Origin of the sequence: Galbibacter pacificus (assembly GCF_029603165.1) — a bacterium.
Lineage (GTDB): Bacteria > Bacteroidota > Bacteroidia > Flavobacteriales > Flavobacteriaceae > Galbibacter > Galbibacter pacificus.
Map to the genome: position 1 here is coordinate 26345 of NZ_JAQSVC010000001.1, position 22417 is coordinate 48761.

Here is a 22417-nt window from a genome sequence, read left to right on the forward strand (position 1 = left end):
ATTATGGCTGACACTGAAAACAAAAAAGAGAAATCTCCCGTGGTGCTTTTTGTTGCTGAAGAAAAAGAACCACTTTTCTCTAAGAAAAACAGAAAATTATTAACAGATCCTTTAAACGACGATAACCCGATTACCGTACAGGTATTGGGTATTTGTTCTGCATTGGCAATTACGGTTCAGTTAAAACCTTCTATCGTAATGGCCATTGCTGTATTGGTGGTAGTTGCTGCCAGTAACGTTATTGTATCGCTTTTAAGGAACTTAATCCCCAACAGGATCAGGATTATTGTTCAATTGGTGGTAGTGGCCGCTTTGGTGATCTTGGTTAACGAGGTGCTCAAGGCCTATGCCTACGACGTGAGTAAGGAACTTTCGGTTTTTGTTGGGTTGATTATTACCAACTGTATTGTAATGGGCCGTTTGGAGGCCTTTGCCTTGGGGAACGGACCTTGGAAGTCTTTCCTTGACGGAATTGGAAACGCAGCTGGTTATGGAATGATATTAATTATCGTAGCGTTTTTTAGGGAACTTTTGGGTTCTGGAAAATTGTTTGGTTTTGAGGTTCTTGGACATAAAGGGGTGACAATTGCCGAATCTACAGGATTGTATGCTCTGGGATATCAAAATAACGGTTTAATGCTGTTATCGCCAGCCGCCTTATTGGTTGTTGGTATTATTATTTGGGTACAGCGTTCCAGAAACCGTAAGTTAATAGAAAAACATTAAGCATCAGACTTTAAAAAATATTTAAAATGGAATATGTAAACCTTTTTGTAAAAAGTATTTTTGTTGAGAACATGATTTTTGCCTATTTCTTGGGGATGTGTTCTTACTTAGCGGTTTCTAAAACCGTAAAAACTGCTGTTGGTCTTGGTGCTGCTGTTATCTTTGTATTGGCAATTACAGTGCCTATCAACTTTTTATTAGATAATTACCTGTTAAAGCCCGGGGCTTTATCTTGGCTTGGGCCAGAATATGCCGAGCTTGACCTTAGCTTTTTAAGTTTTATCATGTTTATTGCCGTAATTGCATCCATGGTACAACTTGTAGAAATGATTGTGGAGCGGTTTGCTCCCGCATTATACGGTGCTTTGGGTATTTTCTTGCCATTAATTGCGGTAAACTGTGCAATTCTTGGTGGATCGCTATTTATGCAACAAAAAGATTTTGGTGGCGTATCCGAGGCGGCCGTTTATGGATTAGGCTCCGGTGTGGGCTGGTTTTTAGCAATTCTGGCTATTTCTGCTGTGCGGGAAAAGATTACCTACTCAAATGTTCCTGCTCCATTAAGAGGCTTGGGAATTACCTTTATCATAACAGGACTTATGGCGCTTGGCTTCATGAGTTTTATGGGAATTAAATTATAAATCGTATTTAGTTAATTAGCATATGGATTATTCAGTAATCATAGCAAGTTTAATAGTTTTTCTGGCACTTATTTTTGTATTGGTAGGAATATTATTAACCGCAAAAGCAAAACTCGTTCCTTCGGGTCCTGTAACATTAAAAATCAACGGAGAAAAAGATGTTGAAGTTTCGTCAGGGGGGACCTTGTTATCAACTTTAGGAAATAGCAAAATATTTTTACCTTCTGCCTGTGGTGGTGGTGGTACCTGTATCCAGTGTAAGTGTATAGTTAAAGAAGGCGGGGGGCAAATGCTTCCAACCGAAGAACCGCACTTTACCCGTAAAGAAGCCGCCGAAGGATGGAGGCTTGGATGTCAGGTAAAGGTAAAACAGGACATGGTTATTCAAGTACCGGAAGAGGTATTTGGTATAAAAAAATGGGAAGCAGAGGTTGTTCGTAACTGGAACGTGGCTTCTTTCATAAAAGAATTTGTTGTACGTATCCCGGAAGATATGGATTACCAAGCGGGTGGATATATTCAAATTGAGATTCCGCCGGTGGAAGTTAAATATGAAGATATTAATATTACTGCTCACCCCGAAGAACACGAAGACCCTAAAAAATTCCAGCTAGAGTGGGATAAATTTAATTTATGGCCTTTGGTGATGAAAAATACAGAGGTTGTTGAAAGGGCCTACTCAATGGCTTCTTATCCTGCCGAAGGAAGGGATATTATGTTGAACGTGCGTATTGCAACCCCGCCATGGGATAGAAATAAAAATGGCTGGATGGATGTAAATCCAGGTATAGCATCTTCTTATATATTTTCCAGAAAAGCGGGAGATAAAGTTGTAATTTCAGGACCTTACGGAGAATTCTTTATCAACCCGAGCGAAGCAGAAATGCTATATGTTGGCGGTGGGGCCGGAATGGCGCCAATGCGTTCACATTTGTACCATCTCTTTAAAACCCTTAAAACCGGTAGAAAAGTTACATATTGGTACGGTGGACGCTCTAAACGTGAATTGTTTTACTTAGAGCATTTTAGGGAATTAGAAAGGGATTTCCCTAACTTTAAATTTTATATTGCCCTATCCGAGCCTTTAGAAGAAGATAATTGGAAAGTAAAAGATGGACTTGATGGCGAAGGTGATGGTTTTGTTGGCTTTGTTCACCAAGTAGTTATCGATAATTACTTGAACCATCATGAAGCCCCAGAGGATATAGAATTCTATTTCTGCGGACCGCCATTAATGAACAAGGCTGTTGAAAAAATGTGCGACGATTTTGGTGTGCCGCCAGAGAATGTTCGTTTTGATGACTTTGGAGGATAAACAATCATTACATACGCATATATAGATATAAAAAAACCACGTTTTTCGGCGTGGTTTTTTTATCATTAAAATTCGATATTTATTTAGCTTCAACATTTACAATATTGGTTTCGTCCCCCGATTTAAATTCAACGGTTTTTAAACGGTTGTCTCCCGGAAGTTTAAAAATAAGGACAGCCATGCTTGTAAAAGACTGTTCTTCGCCTTCTTCAATATTGTATTCTATAATAACGCTGGATCCAATTCTTTTAGCATCATCAATTTCTATAATCTCTTTTCTATTGCTTTCAGGGAGTAAAATTACGCCTACCCTATTTTCATTAAAATCAATTTGGGTCACTTCGTTGTTCATGGTTTTGGCAGCCCCAAATTTTTGGTCGAACTCCTGTTGGTTATCAATGGTAAAAAACTGTATTACATTGGGTGCAATATCTTTTTTTGGAAAATAATTAGCTACAATTTCTGTTTTCATAGTTTCTGGTTTTCCAGCACGTGTAAAATCGTTATCACTGCTGTCAGAGTTGTTGCCCTTTTTATTGTTGCAGGACATAATCATTGTTGCGGATAGCGCTATAAAAGCTATTTTTTTAATATTCATAATGTTATGTTTTTTGTTTGCAATTATAGTTGTAAAAATAATCTATAAACAAAGATACTAAAATCTATTGTAGCTTTTCATTAACCGAACAAATTCTGCACGGTACCCTTCCTTGTCAACCCCTTTGTTGTTTTCGGCCAAGTTTACTATTTGTTCTTTGGTGGTACCGTTTAAATATTCAGAATCCCTTAAGTACATCCCCCACATGGCAACAGCCGAAGCAAAGTTAAAATCGACATTGGTCGGCGATGGTTTATCATTAACTGGGTGTACTATTTCTTTACTAGTGTCTCCATCAGGTTTTTTATACCTGAACTTTACGGTAAGCAATTCGTTTCCATAAGTATTGGTGGCTGTTGTTTTGGTATATTTTAAAGAATCTATATCTTTTAAATAAGGGCTGTCAATACCTTCTGGAATAAGCTCATACAAAGCGGATACGGTATGTCCACTGCCCAATTCGCCTGCATCTTTGGTATCGTCTTTAAAATCTTCATCGTTTAAAAGCCTGTTTTCGTATCCAATTAATCTATATGCCTGTATCTTTTCGGGGTTAAATTCCACCTGAATCTTTACATCCTTAGCAATGGTATAAAGTGTGCCTCCAAACTCGGTGCCTAAAACACGTTGTGCTTCTTGCATGGTATCAATATAGGCATGGTTTCCGTTTCCTTTATCAGCTAGGGTTTCTAGCTTGGAATCTTTGTAATTTCCCATTCCAAAGCCCAAACAGGTTAAAAAAACACCACTTTTTCTTTTTTCTTCAATGAGGTCTTCCATTTCGCGGTCGCTGGAAGGACCTATGTTGAAATCGCCGTCGGTGGCAAGAATTACCCTATTGTTTCCTTTTTTTATAAAATTTTCCTGAGCTGTTTCATAGGCAAGTTGCAAACCTTTGCTTCCGGCTGTCGATCCACCGGCTTCGAGTTTGTCCAAAGCTTCTATAATTTTGTTTTTGTCACTGCCTGGGGTAGGTGGGAGTACCAATCCTGCCGCACCTGCATATACCACAACGGAAACCCGATCTTTAGGACGTAATTGACCGACCAATAATTTAAAGGCCGATTTTAACAATGGCAGTTTGTTGGGGGCCTGCATGGAGCCCGATACATCAATGAGGAATACCAAGTTTGATGGAGGAATGTTGTCCAACGGAACGTTTTTCCCTTGAATTCCTATTTTTATAAGTTCGTGCTGCTCGTTCCATGGTGTTTTGTTCAACGTGGTTTCAATTGAAAAAGGGTCGTCTCCTGTGGGTTGTTTGTATTCATACTTGAAATAATTGATCAATTCTTCAATTTTAATGGCGTCCTTTGGTATTTCTTCTCCGTTGTTAATCATACGCCTCATATTACTATATGAAGCCTTGTCGACATCAATTGAAAAAGTGGAAAGTGGCTTATAAGTAACCTGTTGAAAGCCACGCTCGTTAATTTCAGTATAGCTTTCAGTGTTTGCTTGAGGAGATGGGGGATATGCTATTTGCGTGGAATATGTACTTATGCCCCTTATTACATTCATGTTTTTCTTCAACTCGGCAGCATCTTCCACAATCATAATTTCTTCCAATTCTTCACCAGATGGCTCCAATTGTATATTAAGCTCTTTGCTTTTTTCTTTGACGCTAACTTTTTTTGGCTTCATTCCCAAGAATGAAAAAGAAAGAACGTCCCCGGTTTTGGCGGCAATGGAAAAACGACCGTTATAATTGGTAGCCGTACTAGCGTTGGTAGTTGTATTTATAATGTTTACACCAGGTATCGGACTTCCGTCTGATGCATCGGTTACTGTTCCCGTAATCTGTCTAGTCTGGGCTGTAGCCCATGTGGTACTAAGAATGAACAATAAAATATATAAGCTTCGCATATGTATAATTTTTAGTTTGTTTTTTGTAAAAATCAACATCTGTGCCAAAAGGGCCGTACCAATAAATACCGTTTGACTTAAAAATATTGGTTAATACCTTTTTTGTGCTTATTCTTCCTGTAGTTTTGTGTAATTTTACTGAGCTTGCTTTTATAACTACAGATACCGAAAATTTTATTAAACGATCCTTATGTCGATAGAACTTACTACACAAGAACTACACAATTTAGCAATGAATGTTGTTGGAAAAGATTTGGAGAAGCAGGGCTTTGAATTTATTTCGGTTAATAGCCAATTAAAAAAAGATCCGCAATTTGTATGCTTAAAAAACAAAAAGCTTCATTTTGTTGTTGTAAAGGCAGTTTTATATCCTAACAATCCGGAAAAATATGATGTTACGTATATGGAAACCATGAAGGAGCATGCGTTAAAATTTAAGGCCCGTACATATTATGCCGGCGTTGGTATTGCCAACGCAAAAAACTATGAAGCCCCTATAACTAAAAACGAAAACTATATCATTAACTATAATGGCATTATTGAAATCTAAATTATTATTATGGCAACTAGGATTGGTTGTTGTTTTTTTTATAGGATGCAATTCTCAGGCAGAGTCTAACTTTAAAGTAGAACAGGGATATGCCCTTGGTACGACTTACAACATAAAATATGAGGTAGAAAACGACACTGAAGACCTTAAAGGCCAAATCGATGCCGTTTTTGATACGGTAAACAAATCCATGTCCACATACCTTCCAACGTCAGATATATCTGCTATTAACAGAGGCGATTCTGCCGTAGTGGTCGATAAATACTTTCGGGAAGTGTACTTACATGCAAAACAGATATGGCGCAAGACCAATGGTTTTTTCGATCCCACCGTGGGTGCTCTTATAAATGCTTGGGGGTTTGGACCTGAAAAGGCCGTAAACCATATGGAAGATTATCAAGTTGACAGTATTTTGGAATTTACTGGTTTTGATAAGGTTTTTATGTCTGATGATTATAGGATTATAAAAAAGAATAAAAACATATACTTGGATTTTAATGCCTTGGCTAAAGGATATACCATCGACCTTATTGGAAGGATGTTTGAAAGAAACGGCGTGGAAAATTATCTAATCGAACTGGGCGGTGAAATTTTAACCAGAGGGAATAGCCAAAACACAAATAAGATTAAAAATTGGGTGGTGGCCATTGACAGCCCTATGCAGGATAAGGAACAGCGCGTTTTAATTGCCAAGGTAGAGCTTAAAGACAAGGCAATGGCCACGAGCGGCAACTACCGTAAATTTAGGGTAGACGAAGCAACGGGCGAGCATTATGTGCATATTATAAACCCATTGACCGGATATCCCCAAAAAAGCAGTGTTCTAAGTGTTTCTGTGGTGGCAGATAGCTGTATGTTGGCCGATGCTTATGCAACTGCCCTAATGGTAATGCCCTTGGAAAAGGCAAAGGAACTTTTAAAAGTAACCCCAGAAATTGATGCATACATCATTAGCGCCGATAAAGATGGAGACCTTATTGAATATAAAACTAAGGGCTTTCAGGAGTTGCTTTTGGAATAACAATTTAATTAAAACCGAACGGCGCCTCACTTTTTGGGCTTATGGCACACGGGAATAATCTCGTTGGGGTTAAGAGCATAGCGTTGAATGTCTTTGGAAGGTAGTTGTTTTGGATAATCAACTTCTTCTACTTTAAAGCCTATGTTTCTTAACCTGTTAAAATAATCCATTCCATATACGCGGACGTGGTCGTATTGACCAAAGATTTTGGCACGCTCTTTTCTGTTGGTTATGGAATCGTCTTCAAAGGTATTTTTTCTGTTGATATCCTGTGGAATTTGAAAGATGCCCCATCCATCGGGCTTCATTACACGGAACAATTCCTGCATGGCCTTTTCATCATCTTTAATATGCTCAAGTACATGATTGCACAAAATAACATCATATGTGTTATCTTCAAAAGGAAGGTTGCAAATATCGGCTTTTACGTCGGCTAAAGGAGATTCAATATCGGTGGTGGTATATTCAATATTGTTTAACTTTTTAAAGCGTTTGTAAAAAGCCTGTTCTGGGGCAAAATGAAGCAATTTAATGGGGGTTTTAAAAAAATCTGTTTCATTGGCAAGGTACAGCCATAAAAGCCGGTGCCGCTCCAGAGAAAGTGTTCCGGGGGCCAGTACGTTGTTTCTTTGGTTGCCGTAACCATAGGGCAAAAACGATTTATAACTTTTGCCGTCTATTGGGTCGGTATATGTGTTGCCTTTGTATAGAACGACTATAAGTGGCCGGACCCAATAGCTTAATTTAATGAGCAGGGGCCTGGGAACAGTATTTAAAACAAGTTTAAAAAGCTTTTTCAATTAAAAGTGGCTATTTATTTTGCGGTTACATGGTTTTTAAACTCAGCTTCCTCGTTGCTTTCAATCCCCAATGCATCATATATGTATTTAAATGTGGAAAGGATTTCGGGTTGCCCGTTAATAAGGGCTACATCATGCTCAAAATGTGCGCTTGGTTTTCCGTCGGCGGTAACAATTGTCCAACCGTCCTTTAATTGTTTTATACGATGGGTACCCATATTAATCATTGGTTCTATGGCGACCACCATACCTTCTACAAATTTTTTACCACGTCCCCTTTTGCCATAGTTTGGCATTTCGGGATCTTCGTGCATTTTTTTCCCTAATCCGTGGCCTACCAATTCCCTAACAACGCCATATCCGTGATTTTCGCAATAGTTTTGTATGGCAAAGCCAACATCGCCCACGCGGTTACCGTGTTTAAACTCACGAATTCCAACATACAAAGATTCTTTAGTAACCTGGAGTAATTTTTTGGTTTCGGGAGCTACTTCACCAATTTCAAACGTATATGCATGGTCTCCGTAGAAACCATTTTTCAAGGCGCCACAATCTATGGAAACAATATCGCCCTCTTTTAAGGGGGTATCTGTTGGCAGCCCATGTACCACCGCTTCATTGGTGCTTGTTAATAGCGTAGAAGGACAGCCGTACAAACCTAAAAAACCAGGCTCGGCTTGGTGGTCCCTTATAAATTCTTCTGCAATTTTATCTAGGTGCTTTGTGGTAACGCCCGGCTTTAATTCTGTAGCCAACATGCCTAATGTTTTAGAAACAATAAGGGCACTTTCTCTCATTAATTCTATTTCTTCGAGCGTTTTTACTTTAATCATATTGCGTTTTTTAAACTGAAAAATTAATCTGCTGTGCGGTTGTTGTATTTAAGTGCATTTGCTTACTTGCCATGTAAGCTTGCTGCCTTGCAACTTTTGTTGTTATTTTTGAATCAAAAAACTTTAATAACAGCATGCAAAAATAAGTATTATTTTTTAGTTTTTACGTGTTTGGCTTTCTACAAAGGGTTTTGTTGTTTGAGACGGCCATATGCTTGCTGCTAGTTCTAGATTGAGCCAAATATCCTGTTTGTTCGACAAGGAAGGGGAATAATGGCGATTGGTGTATGAAAAGAGGATAGTGTCGTAAAAGAATCGAGGCCATTCTTTGTGGAATGACCTCGAAATATATATATGTTTGGCATAACTAGTTTTGAACTTTCTCCTTGAACTTATCGAAGTCCGATTCTCCTTTTTGTTCAGGCCAGCTATTGTTTGAAGTGTCAACGTCAGCAGTTTCGGCCTTCGGATCGACTACAATACTGGTAATCTCTTTATTGGAGGCTTCAACTATTTTTACCTCTTTGTCATTCTTTCTCCAAATTTCCACGGGATACGTAATATCTTTTTTCGTACCATCTTTATAGGTATATTCAACGATTAATGGCATTGGGATACCGCCCGGCTTGTTGAAGCTTACTTCGTAAAAATATTTTGGTTTTTCCATTTTAGCCCTTTCAGAAGGCGTGAAATTGTCCATTAAGTACTCGTTGAGCGACTTGAAGTTGTCTTCTTCCGATCTTTTTGAAACTTCGTTTTTGTAATCGTCGCTATCTTCAGCAACTAAATATACAAGGTCTGGAAGGTCTGATTCGGCCATGCCTCTTTCTTCCAAAATTTCTTTTACACGTGCATTTGGAGTAGATGAAACATAATATTTTTTAACGCCTTCTACGCCTATGTCAACATGGTCGGTCGTGTAGAACCATTCTCTCCAGAACCAGTCTAGGTCTACCGCCGAGGCATCTTCCATGGTCCTGAAAAAATCTTCGGGGGTTGGGTGTTTAAACATCCAGCGCTGGGCGTATGTTTGGAAAGCATAATCAAACAAATCGTGCCCCATAACGGTTTCCCTTAAAATATTCAGGGCAGTTGCGGGTTTTGCATACGCATTGGCCCCTAACTGGAATACATTTTCGGGGTTGGACATAATAGGGGCGATAAAATTTTGGTCGCCTTTCATGTAGTCCACAATTTTGCTGGGTTCACCTCTTCTGGAAGGATATTTCCCATCGGGGCCTACCGCTTCCGGATGGCTTTTTGCAAATTCCTGCTCGGTTAAATATTGGCAAAAAGTATTGATGCCTTCGTCCATCCACCCCCATTGGCGCTCGTCTGAATTTACGATCATTGGAAAATAGTTGTGGCCAACTTCATGGATAATCACGCTAATCATTCCAAATTTAGTACGGTCGCTATAGGTGCCGTCTTCATTTGGCCGTCCATAGTTCCAGCAAATCATGGGATATTCCATTCCCTGGTTTTTTGCATGCACCGAAATTGCTTTTGGGTAAGGATAAGCAAAGGTATGGTGCGAATATGTCTTTAAGGTTTGTACAACGGCTTTTGTGGAATATTCTTCCCAAAGTGGGTTTCCTTCTTTTGGATAAATGGAAACGGCCATGACCGTTTTGTTTTCACTTGTTTTTACGGCCTGCATTTCCCAGATATATTTTCTGGAAGTTGTAAAGGCAAAGTCGCGCACATTTTCGGCTTTTAGCCTCCATGTTTTTTTGTCTGTAGCATGCCCTTTTTCGTTTTCTCTTGCTTCGTCTTCGGTAACGATAAATACAGGTTTTTTATATGAAGTCTTAGCTTTCTCGTAACGTTTCAACATTTCGTCTGTTAAAACTTCTTTTGGGTTTTGAAGCACCCCGGTACCGTCCAGGATATGATCGGCAGGAACGGTAATGTTTACCTCAAAATTTCCAAATGGTAAAGCAAACTCTCCACTTCCCCAAAATTGATGGTTTTGCCATCCTTCTACGTCGTTGTATACGGCCATGCGAGGATAAAACTGGGCAATAACATAGTTTTTATTTCCGTCGGGGAACAGCTCGTAACCACTACGTGCCCTGTCGATGGTATGATTGTTTACATTGTACCACCATTCGATATTGAACGAATATTTTTCTCCCGGCTCCAGTGGTTTGGGAATGTCTATACGCATCATGGTCTGGTTGATGGTGTGCGGTAAGTTTCTGCCTTTGGTGTCTTTTACCGATTGAATATTGAATCCACCGTCAAAAGGGGCTTTGTAATATTTATTGGCAAAGTTTGCCGTTTCTTCTGCTGGGGGGACACCGCCACCGTTTCTTAAGGGTGCCTTGGAATCTTTGGCCCTGACGTTTTGGTCTAATTGAACCCAAAGGAACTCTAATTTGTCAGGGGAATTGTTGGTATAGGTAATGGTTTCTTTACCAATAATTTTCTGGCTTTCGTCATTAAGCTCGATGTCCATTTTATAATCTGCCTGCTGTTGGTAATAAGCTGGACCGGGAGCCCCGGATGCGGTTCGGTACATGTTTGGAGTAGAAAACTCCTCGTACATTTGTCTAAATTTGTTAGTGTTGGAATGGCCCTGTTCTGGCTCCTCGCTGCCGTTTTCCTGAGAAAAAACCGCACTAAAGGACAAGAAGCAGAAACCTGCTAATAAGTACTTGAATTTATGCATAGTTGTTTAGAATGAATTAGGTTTGAAAATTAAATAATTTGAACACTATTTATAATTAAAGTTACAATTTTAACATAGCTTTATCATTTTCTTTTACCAGCATAAAACTTTTTTTGTGTTTTTTTATGCTTATATGCACGACATTTTGTTGTTCCGGATATATATCATATAAAACTTTGCTTTCAACACTAATGTATTTTAGGTCTTCCGGATGAACGTCTGGAATCTCTAAGTAAACTTTCATCACGTCAACATCGTATTCCTTGCCAATATAATTCCAGTCGGTTTTTTTTCCGTTGATACGTATCACAAATTTGTCATGGAGGTACTTTTCAATATAATTGTCTACGTTTTTTAATTCGTTGTTACTCATTAATTTAGGTTCTATTGCGTAGCGTTCTTTTAAAAGTTTTTCAATATCGTCTATAAAATAACGGGATATCATTTGGATGGCCTGATCTTCTTCGGCATAATTTACATCGGTAACGCTTACATAGAATTTATGAAAGCTATTGAAACCAAATAGCGAAACAATAAAAAGTAGCAATAACGGCGTTCTAAAAAGTTTTTTAATATACATGGCTGTTTTTTTATTTCAATCCGTTGAGTTTTCTAAAATCGATACTTTTGGCATTTATGTATTCTAAAATGCTTAGCGTGTTCTGGTCTTGAAAATCTTTAAAGGATGGGTCGGCAGCACAAAAATACATAAAACGATCTATATAATCTTCGGGGATTTTTAAACCTTCAACAAAGAGTTCGATTTCAAACCGGTCTTTGGTTGCCTGAATTTTCTTTTCCTCTTTTTGAAGGCGGATAAGTTTTTTAATTTTTTTTATTTTTCCGTTGAGGGTATTTATAAGAAGACTTAACGGGCCGGCAGAAGCACTCATAAGCATGCGTTGTGAATATTCGGGGCGTTTAACCGTTGCATTGGGCAACCCAAGGGAAACTGCGTTTATAGGTGTTTTTACCGGGGTGTTCTGAATATCCTTGCTTAAATCTCCCGACAAATTATACGGTGTTACAAAAACGGGTTCGAGGACATTGACCTTTTCTGTTAAAGCAATTTCAAGATGTCCACTGTCGATAATGGTTTTGTTTATGTGCACAAATTTTATTTCGAATTGAAGCGCAGAAAAAACCAATGTATCATTGAGTTTTATCGGAATATTAAATTCCCCTTGTCGATTGGTAATGGTTGCAGCATTTGAGGTTTTATTGAGAATGTAAATGCCTTCGGTTTCAACAGCATTATCTACAATTTTTCCATGTATTTCCGTTCTAGGGAGTTGGGCATTTAGGTAAACCGGGATCAACAGTAAAATTAATATTGGTAAATTAGTTTTCAGAGGCTTTTAATGCGTTAAATTCTTTGCTTTGATCTACCAAAAAATCAATAAGTTCAAATTCATTGCTCTTTTTCAGCAAGGTTTTAGATGGCAGTTTGTCGTCTACATAATATAGAAACTCATCAATTTGGTCTTGCGGTACTTTTAGATCGGTCACAAAAAATTCATCATCGTAAACCTGGCGTAATACTTGGCTGGGCATCAGCACAATTTCTTCCCCTTTTTCTTTATTGGACTTGAACAAGGCCTTGTAAATATTTACAAAATTTAGCCCGTCCTTCATTCCCCTTTGGCTCACGGGAATTGCATAATTGGTTACATCGGTAGCCTTATCGGTTTTATAATCAACCTGTTTAAATTCTTCATTTTTAAGCTGTATGTACGCTTCCCGGTTTTCTGGGGTAATTACCACTTCGTCCAGTTCGGTTACCTTTTCGTTTACTTCAACCACAATGCGTTTGTTTGCTATAATCGCCTCGGTAATTTTTACAGTTTTTAATTGGTAGTTCATGGCGGCAAAAGCCAGTTCGTCGCCCACATTTACCATAATTTCAAATTCACCTTCGTTATTGGTAATTGTTGCGCGCTCGGTAGTAATGTTGATAACATTTTCATTGGGTACGCTGGTATTTTGGTAAAGCACCTTCCCTCTTATTAAAGTTCCATCAGTTTGTGTATGTGCAATAAAGGGGGCGATAATTAAAAGATATAATATGAATATTTTTTTTTGCATTGGAATAGTTTCTAATATTAAAGAAATTACAACTTACCGAAATTTAAAAGAAAAGTGATGGTAATCTTTTGTTAAATCCTATTTTATGTGAATAAAACGAAAAAATTGCGGCACCTTAAATAAATATGGGCTAAAAGTGTTGGTTACTTTATATAAATTTACAAAAAAATGGAAACAGAATAGCATGAAAAAATTAATAATTGCAAGCACTTCTACCGTTCACGAAAGCAGCTACTTAGCTTATATTTTAAGTGATTTGAATAAGTTTTTCGATAATGAGGATGAAATAATTTTTATCCCTTTTGCAAGTCCTGGCGGAATTTCTCATGACGATTATACCAAAATTGCCCAAAATGGCTTTGCTCAAATAGGAAAGAAGGTCGCCGGGCTCCATACATATCAAGATCCGGTTGAAGCATTGAGAAGCGCAAAGGCCGTATTTACAGGTGGTGGAAATACTTTTTTATTGGTTTCGCAGCTATACAAACACAGCATAATGCCGATTTTACGGGAGCGTATTTTTAGCGGCATGAAATATTTTGGCACCAGTGCCGGGGCCAATATTACCGGGTTGACCATGCAAACCACCAACGACATGCCCATAATTTACCCACCGAGCTTTAAAACGTTGGGTGCGGTTCCCTTTAACATAAACCCACATTATCTTGATCCGGTTGAAGGCTCAAAGCACATGGGGGAAACAAGGCAAACCCGTATAAAAGAGTTTCATGAAATAAATACACAGCCCGTGGTTGGACTCCGTGAAGGAAGTTGGCTTGAAGTTAATGGCGAACAAATAGTTTTAAGGGGGAATTTACCTGCCCGGATTTTTGAGCAAGGAAAAGAGCCTTATGAGATGAATTCAGGAAACACCTTAACGCTTTAATCTTTATGCGTTTTTTTTGAAGAAGCAGAAAGTTGTTGAATTTCTTTTAACTCCTCCTTTGTTAAATAACGCCATTGTCCCACGGGAACATCCAGTGTAACGTTCATGATTCGTATGCGTTTTAATGTTTCAACATGATATCCCAAATATTCACACATACGCCTAATTTGGCGGTTTAGGCCTTGGGTTAAAATAATTTTAAAGGTTCGCGTGTCTACCTTTTCAATGTGACATTTTCGGGTTATGGTATCTAAAATAGGGATGCCGTTACCCATGCGTTTTATAAAATTATCGGTAATGGGTTTGTCGACCGAGACGATATATTCTTTTTCGTGTTTGTTTCGAGATCGCAGGATTTTATTAACAATATCGCCGTCATTGGTCAAAAAGATAAGTCCTTCACTGGGCTTGTCCAGTCTACCGATAGGGAAAATTCGTTTTGGGTAGTTTATAAAATCAATAATGTTGTCTTTTTCCACCTTGGTATCTGTAGTGCAGACAATGCCCACGGGTTTGTTGAACGCCAAATAAACAAAATCGTTTTTTGGTGCTGCAATCAACTTTCCGTCAACCCGAATTTCATCGTCGGCACTCACTTTGGTGCCCATCTCGGGGATAGTCCCGTTAACGGTTACCCGTTTTTGCTGGATAAGTTTATCGGCCGCCCTTCGGGAGCAGTAACCCACTTCGCTTAAATACTTGTTTATTCTGGTCAGTTCTTTTTCCATTTCTATTTAAAGGTACATATTTCCCATAAAAAAAGCCCAACATTAGGTTAGGCTTTTAGAGCGGGAGACGAGGTTCGAACTCGCGACATTCAGCTTGGAAGGCTGACGCTCTACCAACTGAGCTACTCCCGCATAAAATTTATTTATTGGTTGTAATAAAACAACTCGTTTATTCTTTTTAGTGTCCAATACGCTCCTTTAATCGAACATTTTGTTTGGCGCGAGCAAATACCAACTGACTTGCCCGAAACTACTTTTTGTAATGGCGGGGCTACTCCCGTGTTTACGGGTTGTGAGGGCAAATATAAAAAAACTCTTAATTTCTTTCCAAATATTTTTTGGCGATTTTATTTTGAAGACATGTGCGAACGAACATTTTAAATTACCGTATCTTTATGACTCTTTAAAAGTGAAAAATATGAAATTCAACATACAACATGAAGCATCTGCAAGCAAAGGAAGGTTTTATGTAGAAGACAATGGCAAAACATTGGCCGAAATGACGTATTCGGTGGCAGGTTCAGACAAAATAATAATAGACCATACAGATGTTGATGATTCTTTACGGGGCATGGGGGTTGGATTGAAGCTGGTGGAAGCTTCGGTAAGATATGTCAGGGAGAACAATATAAAAATACTTCCGTTATGTCCGTTCGCAAATGTACAGTTTAAAAAACATGCCGAATTTCGCGACGTTTTGGTTTAATTAGAAAAAGATGAACGAAATAAAGGTAATTACTTCAGCGGAGGCGCATAAAGTAAGGCATCCCGTTTTAAGGGAAGGAAAACCATTTGAAACAGCCATCTTTCCGGAAGATGATTTAAAAGATACGTTTCATGTTGGTTGTGTTTTGGAAAATGAGCCGATAGGAACAGTTACTTTCATGCAAAAAGGCAAAGAGGAGTTTAAAGCAGTAAATCCTTATCAACTTCGCGGAATGGCAGTGCTGCAAAATTATCAAAAAAAGGGATTGGGAGATTTAATGGTAAAGAAAGGGGAAGAGCTTGTAAAAAAACGCAATGGAGATTTAATATGGCTGAACGCCCGGGAAGTAGCTGTTGGTTTTTATAAAAAGATGGGCTATCAAGTACATGACGGTGTTTTTATGGTAGCGGGTATTGGTCCCCATTATTTAATGTATAAAACATTGACATAAAACCGAGATTCTTAAATTAACATTCATAATTTTAAATTAACATAAAAAACCATGCATTTTTTATCAGAAACAGTAGAAAATTACGTAGCGCAACACTCTGAAGATGAGCCTAAGCTTTTACGGGAACTTTCCAGGGAAACACATTTGAAGATTATGCAGGCAAGAATGCTGAGCGGCCATTTTCAGGGACGTGTATTAAGTGTGCTTTCTAAAATGAAAAGCCCCAAAACAATACTAGAAATAGGGACATATACGGGTTATTCTGCCATTTGCCTTGCGGAAGGGCTAGATAAGGAAGGTGTTTTGCATACGATAGACGTAAACGAGGAATTGTTTGAGTTACAGCGGCGTTATTTTGATAAAAGTGGGTTTGGCGATAAAATTATTCAGCATACTGGAAATGCCATGGATATTATCCCTTCGCTGCACAAGAAATTCGATTTAGTTTTTATTGATGCAGATAAAGTCAACTATACTAATTATTTCGATTTGATTATCGATAAAATGAATCCGGGTGGAATTATTCTGTCAGATAATGTGTTATGGAGCGGAAAAGTTGTTGAAGAAGTAAAGGCAAACGATAAAAACACCAAGGCTTTGCTGGCATATAATAAAAAACTAAAAGTAGACCCGCGTGTAGAAACGGTTTTACTTCCTATTCGGGATGGCTTAACATTAAGCCGTGTTATTTAGGGATCCATTTTTTTATGGATTTGATAAAAGAACAGGGCAATTAAAGTGCCAACGAGTGCCCCGGCCAATATGTCTGAGGGATAATGAACGCCTACATAAATTCTGCTAAATGAAAAAAAGACCGGCCATATGTACAAAATGTATATCCATTGATATTTATTCCTTAATATAAGTACGATAAATGTAGTTAACGCAAAAGAATTGGCCGCATGGCCGGAAAAAAAGCTATAAGAATTTGGTTCTATAATAACGCGTATCAATTCGGTCAGGTCACTATTGCCACTGGGCCTGGTTCTGGCAATTATAGCCTTTACCAAAGATGTTATTAAACTTGTAGTAAGTACAACGGCCAATGTTAACAGGATACTTTTTCTTAAGGGTTCTTTTTGGTAAGTCTTAAAAACTAATATCAGGATAAATATATAAAGAGGAATCCAAACAATGGGCTGTGTAATTGTTTGCCAAAAATAATCGTAGTCCTCAATACCGAGGTTATTAAGAAAAATGAGGAGTTCCCGGTCGTATTCCAGGAGTTTGTCGAGCATTAAAGTTTACGTTTTACAGACCCTGTAAAATCTTCAATATCGTCGCGTACCTTGCCTATTTCTTCACTTATCCCCTTGGTGACGTCTTTGTCCAGCCCGTTTTTTTCTGCACTTTTCTGGATTTCGGACTTTACCTCATTGGTTGCGTCCTTAAGTTGACGCATTCCTTTTCCCAGCTCTCTGGCAATGTCAGGAAGCTTGTCTGCTCCAAAAATCATCACTACTAAAAATAGGATGAATACAATTTCTGCTCCACTAATAAATAAAAACATATTTTTTTCTTCCCTTTAGTCAACTAAAAAGTCTGTACAAATATAGTGAAGTTTATTTCCAAAAAAGAAAAAGTTTTTATAAATGCACATCATTCTGCATAGGGGTTTTTATAATCTTTGCCCTGTAGAATTTGTAGCATGTCTTCTTCCAGTGTATGGATGGGGTATTCTACAATCCTGTTCATTTCTTTTCCGTCCTTATAAAAAATAATGGTGGGAACATTAATAATGTTAAGTCCTTTTTCTAAGTTGGCCGGCGTTGTTTTATCCCTCGACATAGTAATGAGCGTAAAATCATCATAAGAATATCCTGCCTTATCCATAATATTAAAAAATACAGGGACTTGATGTTGGCTGTCGCTGCACCATGTTCCCATAAAAATTTTAATATTCACGCCTTCTAGAAGAGGCTTTATGGCTTCAAGTGTTTCTTTATCAACTTTATAATCGTTGTAATTTTCATCAAACCATTCTTTATAAGGGGCTTCTTCAAGTGCTTCCCTTGATTGTACCCCCAATAGTATTTTTTCTTGTACTTCGGTGCTGTTTTGGTCAACATCGGAAATACTATTTTCAACGGTCTGGGGTGTTGCAGTATCCTTTGAGCTTTTTTTGGTTTTATCGGCACAGGAAATGCCAAACAAGAATATAAACGTAATGAGTGTGTACTTTATCATAAAAAAAAATATGCTAACAAAATACAAATAAAAAAGCGACCGTCAAATTAAATTTATCGGTCGCTTTTATATAATGGTTTTTCAGTTCTTTACACTAGAGAATGCCTGGTCATTGCCTTAGGTTGTTGTATTCCCATAAGTTTTAGAATTGTAGGAGCGATGTCTCCAAGAACGCCATCTTCTATTTTTTTTATGTCATTGTCAACTAAAATAATGGGTACCGGGTTTGTGGTATGCGCTGTGTTTGGGCTGCCGTCTGGATTTACCATAGTGTCGCAATTACCATGGTCGGCGATTACTATGGTGGTATAGCCATTTTTTGTGGCCGTTGTAATTACGTCGTTGGCGCATTTATCTACGGTTTCACATGCTTTAATGGCTGCTTCCATTACTCCGGTGTGCCCAACCATATCTGGATTGGCAAAATTCAGGCAAACAAAATCAACTTCACCCTTTTCAAGTTCGGGAACAATTTTGTCACGAATATCATAAGCGCTCATTTCTGGTTTTAGATCGTATGTTGCTACTTTTGGGGAAGGGCAAAGCAAGCGTTCTTCGTTAACAAAAGGTTCTTCGCGCCCACCATTAAAGAAAAAGGTAACATGTGGGTATTTTTCGGTCTCGGCGATCCTAATTTGTTTCTTCCCTGCTTTGGAAACGGTTTCTCCGAGCGTATCTACGATGTTATCCTTATTGTAAATTACATGGATTCCCTTAAAGGTTTCATCGTAATTGGTCATGGTAACAAAATACAGATCCAGTTTGTGCATGTTCTGTTCATGGAAATCTTGTTGCGAAAGAGCTTGTGTTAATTGTCGGCCCCTGTCTGTCCTAAAATTAAAAAAGATTACTACATCGCCTTCTTCAATTTTTGCAATGGCATGGTTGTTTGCATCTTGTAAGACAATGGGTTTTATAAATTCGTCGGTAATGCCATTGTCATAGCTTTCTTGCATGGCTTCCAAAGCATTTTTATAAGGAGCTCCTTGGCCATTCACTAATAAATCGTAGGCGAGTTTTACCCGTTCCCAACGTTTGTCCCTATCCATTGCATAATACCGACCAATAACCGATGCAAGCCTTGCATTTGTTTTTGCACAATGTTTTTGTATTTCCTCGACAAATCCCTTGCCACTTTTTGGATCTACGTCGCGCCCGTCTGTAAAGGCATGCACATATACATCTTTTAGGCCATATTTATTGCTTGCATCCAGCAGTCCTTTTAAATGATTTATGTGCGAATGGACGCCACCATCACTCAACAATCCTAAAAAATGTACTTTTTTATGGTTCTCCTTGGCATATTCAAAGGCTTTTTTTAGTGCGGTTTCGTTGGTTAGGGTGTTGTTTTCCACGGCCATGTTAATTTTGGCCAAGTCTTGGTATACAATTCTTCCTGCGCCTAAGTTCATGTGTCCAACCTCGCTATTTCCCATTTGCCCGTCGGGCAGGCCAACGTTCATTCCGTCGGTGCGGAGATTGGCATTGGGGTATTTGATGTATAGGGAATCTATAAAAGGGGTGTTTGCATTGTCGATTGCTGATATTTTAGGGTCCGGCGATTTGCCCCAACCATCTAAGATCATCAATATTACTTTTTTGTTCATTATCTCGTGCTTATTGTTTGTCTACTTCAAAGATACTACTATAAATATTTTTACGGAAAGCTAAGCAATGGTTTGTTGACCTATACAATTGATATAAAAAAATAATTAAAAAATAATAGTAATATAACATTCTGGCAGGTGGATAGTTAAAATTAATATAAAGAAGTTAAACATACGTTAAAGCACAGAAAATACTGAAACATTCCTTTGGGTAAGACGTCTTTCTAATATAACCAGTAAAATTTATTCTCATGAAAAAGTTAGCATTTGTTACCGCCTTACTCCTTACAATTGGAGTGACTTTTGCAAACACATCAAAAAACGAAAAAGACTTTGAAACAAGTACCCTTGTTTCTTCCATTACAGTTACGCCAAACGTATCGCCTTTTTGCATGTCTATTGTTAAAGGAGATTATGAGACTGTAAAAAAACTAATCGATTTAGGTGCCGATGTAAATGCCAAATCCAACGGGATGACCCCCGCCATGTATGCGGCTAAATTTAACCGTGTCGATATTTTAGAACTGTTAATTGCCAAGGATGCCAATTTAAAGGCAAAATGCTCCAAAAAAGGGCTTACTGCCCTGGAGTATGCCGAACTGTCTAATGCAACCGATGCTATTGCAGTTCTTAAAAAAGCATTGAATTCTTAAATCTCAGAATTTAATTTATTTGATTTAGCAATCTAAAAAATCCCGCCTTTGCGGGATTTTTCATTTTAAGGGTAACCGTATAAAAACATTGAACATTTAACCATAAACTATTGTAATCCATGGTTACATCTTTTAGTGTTTTATATCGGGAAACCGGTAAACAGCCTATAAAAAAATGCATAAATAACTACTGCCAAGGTAAATGCACATAGCCATGTAAGTGCCTTTAAAACAGTGGCGAGATATTCATTTTTTAATTCGGCAAAAGAATTTGTGTAAAGTTGTTTAAGAAGTAAAAATGTTGTCATAATAAATTATTTAAAACTAATTAATAAATTAATGTTTAGCTTTAAATAGATTATTACAAAGTAGAGAATTAGGGGGTAAGTTTTACCTTACATCCGTAAAGCTATCTATTTTTTAACAACATAAAAAGTAAAAATACAAGGAAACGATAAGTTACTGGAATTTTGGATAAAATGCAGTTTTACAACGTTTTATATTTGTCTATTGCTTCTTCAATCTTTTCTATCCTGTTTTCGGGGTCGGGATGCGTACTTTGAAACTCGGGAGTCCTGTTTGGCCCTGCGGCCTGCTTTAATATTTCCATAACCCCGATCATTTCTTCGGGATTGTACCCACTTTCAATCATAAACTTAACGCCTAAATCGTCGCTTTCCAATTCGTCATCCCTGTCATATTTCATATTGACCACATTGGCAATAACTGCGGCCATTTGGGTCGTGGCCTGGCTATCGCTACCTACGGCAACGCCGTTTAGCAAGCCTTGTGTTAGTCCTTGTTTAGAAATCCTGTCGGCAGAGTGCCTGCCTATAACATGGCCAATTTCATGCCCCAAAACCCCGGCCAATTGGTCTTCGTTTTGTAATTGAGAAAAAAGTGCATAGGTTATAAACACTTGCCCACCGGGCAATGCAAAGGCATTAATTACGTTTTCATCGGCAAGTAGATGAAATTCAAACTGATACGGTGTTTCGGCGGCAATGCTATTTTTAACAAGTTTTCCCCCAACCTGATCGACAAGCAGTTGATATTTGTTTTCTGGGTGGAGCCCGCCGTGCTGCTGTGCCATTTGTGGCGCACTCTGCAACCCAATGGCAATTTCTTCTTCAGGTGATAGCGATATGTGCTGTTTCTTTCCGGTATAAGGATTTGTTTCAGAAGATGCGCAATATTTAATAATTGCAAAAAGCGCAATGGCAATCCCTATAAAAAGCCGGACCCTATTTTTACCTAACATGGTTTTAATAAGTTTAAATCAACATCCTAAAATACAAAAATTAGTCCTTCAACTCAGGATTTATGTCCATGATGTTATCCTCGATATAAGTGTTCATAAAATCGGGGGTTAAATATTCGCTCCCCAATAATTTATTTTCCCGTAAAATAGCAATAATATCAAGTTTTTTGTATGCAACGAGCATGGGCTTGGAAATTGCTTTGTAGCTATAGTGCCAAGGCTCATATTTAAATCCCTTTCGCTTGGGGTCGTCGGTATAGACTAGGTAAAACCCAAAGTCGTTGGCATGTGCATCGAGCCATTCCTTTAATTTGCAAAACGGGCCGTTCCCATGAAATTTATCTGCATCGAGCACATCCCCTTCGGCCGGGACCGCACTGTCTATAATATCCACATCGGTCCCCCAATGGTGCCTGGAAGTTCCCGGAATGGTAGAATATTCAACTATTTTTTCAATGGCTTCTTCCGGCAAAAGCCCAGCGTTTGTATAAGCTTTGTACTTACGTTCCCAAATGGATTTTTGCCTGTTAAAACTGCGGTATCCCGATACCGCTTTTATATCGACCCGCTCTTTTCCGGCAGCTTTTTTCATCTTTAAAAAAGCAGTATAGGCATCTTTTTGCAGGCCAATTCCTTCACCAAACAGCTCCGGCTCCCCTTTTCCTATTAAAATGTTATCCGAGTATGTTTGGCCCGTTATGGTCCCGTAAATAATTGTAAAAACAATGATTAAAATTCTTTTCATTACTATTTTTTTATTTTGAAGCCCAAATATACGGGCATTTATATCTTTGCATTTGCCCGCTTTCATTACTACACATTTTTTTGG

General features: G+C 38.3%; 26 protein-coding genes and 1 tRNA gene. 10 read left to right on the top strand and 17 right to left on the bottom strand.

Annotated elements, in window-relative coordinates; translation table 11 throughout:
* Positions 1 to 3: 3 nt before the first annotated feature.
* The 3 genes from PSF86_RS00115 to nqrF are packed head-to-tail and all read left to right on the top strand — an operon-like array spanning position 4 to position 2682.
* Positions 4 to 726 (top strand): NADH:ubiquinone reductase (Na(+)-transporting) subunit D, encoded by a 723-nt coding sequence (locus tag PSF86_RS00115; protein WP_277898027.1) that lies wholly within the window; start codon positions 4 to 6, stop codon positions 724 to 726.
* A 26-nt stretch (positions 727 to 752) separates the two neighbouring features.
* The gene (gene nqrE, locus PSF86_RS00120) at positions 753 to 1367 is read left to right on the top strand and encodes an NADH:ubiquinone reductase (Na(+)-transporting) subunit E (RefSeq protein ID WP_277898028.1); all 615 of its coding nucleotides are present in this window, start codon (positions 753 to 755) and stop codon (positions 1365 to 1367) included.
* A gap of 22 nt (positions 1368 to 1389) precedes the next feature.
* On the top strand, positions 1390 to 2682 hold the full coding sequence (gene nqrF, locus PSF86_RS00125) for an NADH:ubiquinone reductase (Na(+)-transporting) subunit F (protein ID WP_277898029.1): 1293 nt from the start codon (positions 1390 to 1392) through the stop codon (positions 2680 to 2682).
* A 79-nt stretch (positions 2683 to 2761) separates the two neighbouring features.
* Here the strand turns inward: nqrF and PSF86_RS00130 are convergent, their stop codons facing one another.
* Together PSF86_RS00130 and PSF86_RS00135 are read right to left on the bottom strand one after the other, a co-directional pair.
* Positions 2762 to 3280 (bottom strand): hypothetical protein, encoded by a 519-nt coding sequence (locus PSF86_RS00130; protein ID WP_277898030.1) that lies wholly within the window; start codon positions 3278 to 3280, stop codon positions 2762 to 2764.
* A 57-nt stretch (positions 3281 to 3337) separates the two neighbouring features.
* On the bottom strand, positions 3338 to 5146 hold the full coding sequence (locus PSF86_RS00135; protein WP_277898031.1) for a vWA domain-containing protein: 1809 nt from the start codon (positions 5144 to 5146) through the stop codon (positions 3338 to 3340).
* A gap of 190 nt (positions 5147 to 5336) precedes the next feature.
* Between PSF86_RS00135 and PSF86_RS00140 the strand changes: the two genes are divergently transcribed.
* Together PSF86_RS00140 and PSF86_RS00145 are read left to right on the top strand one after the other, a co-directional pair.
* The gene (locus tag PSF86_RS00140) at positions 5337 to 5696 is read left to right on the top strand and encodes a DUF8840 domain-containing protein (protein WP_277898032.1); all 360 of its coding nucleotides are present in this window, start codon (positions 5337 to 5339) and stop codon (positions 5694 to 5696) included.
* Positions 5677 to 6717 (top strand): FAD:protein FMN transferase, encoded by a 1041-nt coding sequence (locus PSF86_RS00145; RefSeq protein ID WP_277898033.1) that lies wholly within the window; start codon positions 5677 to 5679, stop codon positions 6715 to 6717. The genes PSF86_RS00140 and PSF86_RS00145 overlap by 20 nt, the downstream gene beginning before the upstream one ends.
* Positions 6718 to 6743: 26 nt before the next feature.
* On the opposite strand, the gene PSF86_RS00150 is transcribed toward PSF86_RS00145, so the two are convergent.
* The 6 genes from PSF86_RS00150 to PSF86_RS00175 all read right to left on the bottom strand — a co-directional run bounded on the left by PSF86_RS00150 (position 6744) and on the right by PSF86_RS00175 (position 13109).
* Positions 6744 to 7517 (bottom strand): class I SAM-dependent methyltransferase, encoded by a 774-nt coding sequence (locus PSF86_RS00150; RefSeq protein ID WP_277898034.1) that lies wholly within the window; start codon positions 7515 to 7517, stop codon positions 6744 to 6746.
* A 14-nt stretch (positions 7518 to 7531) separates the two neighbouring features.
* A complete protein-coding gene (gene map / locus PSF86_RS00155; RefSeq protein WP_277898035.1) occupies positions 7532 to 8350 on the bottom strand; it encodes a type I methionyl aminopeptidase in 819 nt (272 codons plus the stop codon).
* A gap of 367 nt (positions 8351 to 8717) precedes the next feature.
* Positions 8718 to 11024 carry a M1 family metallopeptidase gene (locus tag PSF86_RS00160; RefSeq protein WP_277898036.1) on the bottom strand — a complete coding sequence of 769 codons (2307 nt, stop codon included), beginning with the start codon at positions 11022 to 11024 and terminating at the stop codon, positions 8718 to 8720.
* 61 nt (positions 11025 to 11085) lie between these two features.
* Positions 11086 to 11604 (bottom strand): DUF6702 family protein, encoded by a 519-nt coding sequence (locus tag PSF86_RS00165; protein WP_277898037.1) that lies wholly within the window; start codon positions 11602 to 11604, stop codon positions 11086 to 11088.
* A 10-nt stretch (positions 11605 to 11614) separates the two neighbouring features.
* Entirely contained in the window at positions 11615 to 12343 is a 729-nt protein-coding gene (locus PSF86_RS00170) for a BamP family beta-assembly machinery protein (RefSeq protein ID WP_277898038.1), read from the bottom strand.
* A 22-nt stretch (positions 12344 to 12365) separates the two neighbouring features.
* A complete protein-coding gene (locus PSF86_RS00175; RefSeq protein ID WP_277898039.1) occupies positions 12366 to 13109 on the bottom strand; it encodes a BamP family beta-assembly machinery protein in 744 nt (247 codons plus the stop codon).
* A 184-nt stretch (positions 13110 to 13293) separates the two neighbouring features.
* Here PSF86_RS00175 and pepE point away from each other — a divergent pair, with 184 nt between their 5' ends.
* Complete coding sequence (gene pepE, locus PSF86_RS00180; RefSeq protein ID WP_277898040.1) at positions 13294 to 13995, top strand: dipeptidase PepE; 702 nt, start codon at positions 13294 to 13296, stop codon at positions 13993 to 13995.
* Here pepE and rluF read toward each other — a convergent pair.
* Together rluF and PSF86_RS00190 are read right to left on the bottom strand one after the other, a co-directional pair.
* Positions 13992 to 14723: a 23S rRNA pseudouridine(2604) synthase RluF gene (rluF, locus tag PSF86_RS00185; RefSeq protein ID WP_277898041.1), complete on the bottom strand. Its 732-nt coding sequence runs from the start codon at positions 14721 to 14723 to the stop codon at positions 13992 to 13994. The two genes, pepE and rluF, sit on opposite strands and share 4 nt — an antisense overlap.
* Before the next feature lie 59 nt (positions 14724 to 14782).
* A tRNA-Gly gene (locus PSF86_RS00190) sits at positions 14783 to 14855 on the bottom strand.
* A gap of 286 nt (positions 14856 to 15141) precedes the next feature.
* On the opposite strand from PSF86_RS00190, the gene PSF86_RS00195 reads away from it, so the two are divergent.
* Genes PSF86_RS00195 through PSF86_RS00205 form a run of 3 tightly spaced genes read left to right on the top strand, consistent with a single transcriptional unit; the run spans position 15142 to position 16573 of the window.
* The gene (locus PSF86_RS00195) at positions 15142 to 15429 is read left to right on the top strand and encodes a GNAT family N-acetyltransferase (RefSeq protein WP_277898042.1); all 288 of its coding nucleotides are present in this window, start codon (positions 15142 to 15144) and stop codon (positions 15427 to 15429) included.
* A 10-nt stretch (positions 15430 to 15439) separates the two neighbouring features.
* Positions 15440 to 15880: a GNAT family N-acetyltransferase gene (locus PSF86_RS00200; RefSeq protein WP_277898043.1), complete on the top strand. Its 441-nt coding sequence runs from the start codon at positions 15440 to 15442 to the stop codon at positions 15878 to 15880.
* Between the two features lie 51 nt (positions 15881 to 15931).
* The gene (locus PSF86_RS00205) at positions 15932 to 16573 is read left to right on the top strand and encodes an O-methyltransferase (protein ID WP_277898044.1); all 642 of its coding nucleotides are present in this window, start codon (positions 15932 to 15934) and stop codon (positions 16571 to 16573) included.
* Here the strand turns inward: PSF86_RS00205 and PSF86_RS00210 are convergent.
* The 4 genes from PSF86_RS00210 to gpmI form a co-directional block, all read right to left on the bottom strand.
* Entirely contained in the window at positions 16570 to 17118 is a 549-nt protein-coding gene (locus PSF86_RS00210; RefSeq protein ID WP_277898045.1) for a phosphatase PAP2 family protein, read from the bottom strand. The genes PSF86_RS00205 and PSF86_RS00210 overlap by 4 nt on opposite strands.
* On the bottom strand, positions 17118 to 17390 hold the full coding sequence (locus PSF86_RS00215; protein ID WP_277898046.1) for a Sec-independent protein translocase subunit TatA/TatB: 273 nt from the start codon (positions 17388 to 17390) through the stop codon (positions 17118 to 17120). The genes PSF86_RS00210 and PSF86_RS00215 overlap by 1 nt, the downstream gene beginning before the upstream one ends.
* Positions 17391 to 17479: 89 nt before the next feature.
* Positions 17480 to 18067: a thioredoxin family protein gene (locus PSF86_RS00220; RefSeq protein ID WP_277898047.1), complete on the bottom strand. Its 588-nt coding sequence runs from the start codon at positions 18065 to 18067 to the stop codon at positions 17480 to 17482.
* Between the two features lie 89 nt (positions 18068 to 18156).
* Positions 18157 to 19674 carry a 2,3-bisphosphoglycerate-independent phosphoglycerate mutase gene (gene gpmI, locus PSF86_RS00225; RefSeq protein WP_277898048.1) on the bottom strand — a complete coding sequence of 506 codons (1518 nt, stop codon included), beginning with the start codon at positions 19672 to 19674 and terminating at the stop codon, positions 18157 to 18159.
* 251 nt (positions 19675 to 19925) lie between these two features.
* Between gpmI and PSF86_RS00230 the strand changes: the two genes are divergently transcribed.
* Positions 19926 to 20327, top strand: coding sequence for an ankyrin repeat domain-containing protein (locus tag PSF86_RS00230; RefSeq protein ID WP_277898049.1), 402 nt, complete (start codon positions 19926 to 19928; stop codon positions 20325 to 20327).
* Between the two features lie 140 nt (positions 20328 to 20467).
* Here PSF86_RS00230 and PSF86_RS00235 read toward each other — a convergent pair whose 3' ends face one another.
* The 3 genes from PSF86_RS00235 to PSF86_RS00245 all read right to left on the bottom strand — a co-directional run bounded on the left by PSF86_RS00235 (position 20468) and on the right by PSF86_RS00245 (position 22333).
* Positions 20468 to 20635: a DUF6747 family protein gene (locus tag PSF86_RS00235; protein ID WP_277898050.1), complete on the bottom strand. Its 168-nt coding sequence runs from the start codon at positions 20633 to 20635 to the stop codon at positions 20468 to 20470.
* Between the two features lie 179 nt (positions 20636 to 20814).
* Entirely contained in the window at positions 20815 to 21588 is a 774-nt protein-coding gene (locus tag PSF86_RS00240; protein WP_277898051.1) for a M48 family metalloprotease, read from the bottom strand.
* 40 nt (positions 21589 to 21628) lie between these two features.
* Positions 21629 to 22333, bottom strand: a complete 705-nt coding sequence (locus PSF86_RS00245) for a M15 family metallopeptidase (protein WP_277898052.1) — start codon at positions 22331 to 22333, stop codon at positions 21629 to 21631.
* Positions 22334 to 22417: the final 84 nt, after the last annotated feature.